The 3,125-nt window shown below is 38.3% G+C and carries 3 protein-coding genes; all 3 read left to right on the plus strand.

The annotated features are described in order from the left end of the window. Positions 1–488 (plus strand): acyl-CoA dehydrogenase family protein (locus ACGHIN_RS17025; RefSeq protein WP_390456345.1); only part of this gene is annotated, 488 nt, incomplete at its 5' end. Positions 489–513: 25 nt separating this feature from the next. Beyond that, on the plus strand, positions 514–1,008 hold the full coding sequence (locus ACGHIN_RS17030) for a DinB family protein (protein ID WP_390456348.1): 495 nt from the start codon (positions 514–516) through the stop codon (positions 1,006–1,008). 205 nt (positions 1,009–1,213) lie between these two features. After that, positions 1,214–3,125 (plus strand): reprolysin-like metallopeptidase (locus tag ACGHIN_RS17035; protein WP_390456350.1); only part of this gene is annotated, 1,912 nt, incomplete at its 3' end.

Consider the following 3,125-nt stretch of genomic DNA (forward strand, 5'->3'; position numbering starts at 1 on the left):
GAGTACCGGATTCCCACCGCTTAGGGGAAGTAGGAGAAGGTTTCAAGCAGGCTATGAAAATCCTGGACGGAGGCAGAATTTCTATCGCTGCTTTAAGTTTAGGAACTGCAAGAGGAGCCTACAAAGCTGCTTTAAAATATGCTAAGGAAAGACAACAGTTCGGTAAATCTATCTCGGATTTCCAGGCTATCAACTTTATGCTTGCAGATATGGCCACAGAAATTGATGCAGCTGAACTTTTGATCCAAAGAGCAGCAACATTGAAAAATGCCAAGCAAAAAATGACCAGAGAAGGGGCTATGGCTAAATTATATGCTTCTGAAGCTTGTGTAAGAATTTCCAACAATGCAGTTCAGATTTTCGGAGGTTACGGATATACGAAGGACTTCCCTGCTGAAAAATATTACAGGGACTCTAAACTTTGTACAATCGGAGAAGGAACTTCTGAAATCCAGAGATTGGTTATCGGAAGAGACATCACAAAATAAATTCAACTTATTTAAACACAATACAATGATTAAACAAAGCCTTTTAGGTGAGTTTCTGCATGAAGCGGAAAACACCAGGAAAATTTTAAAAGCGATTCCCGACAGTGCTTTAGAATGGAAACCATCCGAAAAAAACTGGACTACAGCTCAGTTAGCCTCCCATATTGCAGAAGTATATAACTGGTATGATTCCACTTTCAATCAGGATGTTTTTGATATGGGTTCTTATCAGTATGATAAAGGAGATATTTCCAGAGCAGAAAATATAGTAGCCAAATTTGAAGAAAATGTGGCCAAAGCCCAAAAAGTTCTCGAAAACTCTGATGAAAACGCATATTTCAACGAATGGAAAATGGAAATGGACGGTAATGTACTTTTCCCTCCCATGCCAAGAATTCAGGTTATTCGTGGTTTTTTGTATAATCATTTATATCATCACAGAGGTGAGTTGGTCGTTTATCTGAGATCTACAGGAAATAAAGTTCCCGGTCTTTATGGGCCGACTGCAGATGATATGTAATTTTTAGAATTATTCATCACATATAATAATAGCATACGTATTTTTCGTATGCTATTTTCTTTTTTTGATACAATATAATTTACATATTATTTAATGTATCGCATAATATATTAAATGAATATTCTAAAATTTTCTTAAAAAAATTTGTTTTTCATCACATAATTTTTATTAGATTTGATATTCCATAATCAAACCATTATTTTATATGAAAAAACAATTATCTATGATTGGAATGCTGTTGATTACAGGCATTTCATTCGCGCAGACAGATCGTCTTTGGTCTGAAGGCAGCCAAAAGGCTTCTTCAGAAATCTTTGAAAACAAAACCAATATCAACAATCCTAAAATCTACAGGCTGGATTTTAACGGATTAAAAAATGCTCTGGCAAGAGCTCCTCAAAGATTGGCCGCAGGGGAAAAATCAGAAACCATTATTTCTTTTCCGAATTCTGATGGAAAAATGGAAAGCTTTAAAGTAAGAGAAAATTCCAATTTCACCCCTGAATTAGCTGCCAAATATCCGGATATCAAGTCCTATATAGGACAAGGCCTGGAAGATCCTAATTCAACTATCTATTTCAGTATTTCTTCATTAGGGCTTTCTTCTATGGAAATCTATGGAGATAGATCAGCCATTTTTATTGAGCCTTATACAAAAGACCTGTCAACTTATATTGTTTATAAAAAATCAGATAAAAAGGATGATTTAAGCAAATTTGAGTGTAAGGTACTCGATGTTGCTCAAAAAGGGGCTGACAATACAAATTTTACAGCAAGACCAAATGCTGATGATTCTAAATTAAGAACGTTCAGATTGGCTCTTTCTTGTACCGGAGAATATACTGGTTATTTCGGAGGAACAAAAGCTCAGGCTTTAGCAGCAATGAACAACACCATGACCCGCGTAAATGGTATCTTTGAAAAAGACTTTGCTGCAAGAATGGTTCTTATCTCTAATAATGATAATATCATTTATACCAATGCTTCTACAGATCCTTATTCTCCATCCACTAATATGAATAACTGGAACTCAGAACTTCAAAATAATTTAACCTCTGTAATAGGTGAAGCCAATTATGATATAGGACATTTATTCGGTGATGACGGAGGTGGAGGAAATGCAGGGTGCATTGGCTGTGTATGTACCAATGGTTCAAAAGGAAGTGGTTATACATCTCCTTTGGATGGAATTCCATCAGGAGATAATTTTGATGTTGATTTTGTAGCCCATGAAATGGGTCACCAGTTTGGAGGAAATCATACTATGTCTCACAGTACAGAGAGAACAGGGAATAATATGGAACCCGGATCTGGGTCAACCATTATGGGATATGCCGGAATTACAGCACAGGATGTTCAACCCCATTCCGACGCATTCTTTCATGCGGTAAGTATCCAGCAAATTACCAATAATATCAAAGCAAAAACCTGTCCAACAAGTACAGCCACTGGAAATACAATTCCGACAGCCAACGCAGGCCTCGATTATACCATTCCGAAAGGAACACCATTTATGTTGACGGGAACGGGAACAGATGCCAATGGAGATTCATTAACCTATATCTGGGAACAGATGGATAACGCTTCTTCTTCCCAGACAGGAGCAAGTTCTGCTGCAAGTGCAACCAAAGCTTCCGGGCCTACTTTCAGATCATGGACTCCAACAACATCGCCTACAAGATATTTCCCTAGAATGGCTTCCATTTTAACAGGAGCTACAACTACTGCAGGGTCTGAGATCACCGTAGAAGCTTTGTCAAATGTTGCCAGAACATTAAACTTCAGATTTACTGTTCGTGACAACAGAGCCGGAGGTTCCGGAAACAATTCGGATGATGCAGTAATCACTGTAAACGGAACAGCAGGACCTTTCAGTGTAAGCTCACAAAACGCTGCAACAACCTACACCGGCGGATCTTCACAAACCGTTACCTGGAATGTGGCAGGAACTACAGCAAATAATGTGAACGCAGCCGATGTAGATATTCTTTGGTCTACAGACAGCGGAAACACATGGACTACAATCCTTGCAGCAACTCCTAATGACGGAACTCAGGCAGTAACCATTCCAAATGCTTCTACTACCACAGGAAGAATCATGGTAAAAGGTTCTAATC

This window comes from Chryseobacterium barbadense (assembly GCF_042849955.1).
In the GTDB taxonomy this organism is placed as follows: domain Bacteria; phylum Bacteroidota; class Bacteroidia; order Flavobacteriales; family Weeksellaceae; genus Chryseobacterium.

What these genes read in the sequence shown, in the direction of transcription:
- ACGHIN_RS17030 (WP_390456348.1), top strand. Translation starts at nt 514, where the DNA reads ATGATTAAACAAAGCCTTTTAGGTGAGTTTCTGCATGAAGCGGAAAAC.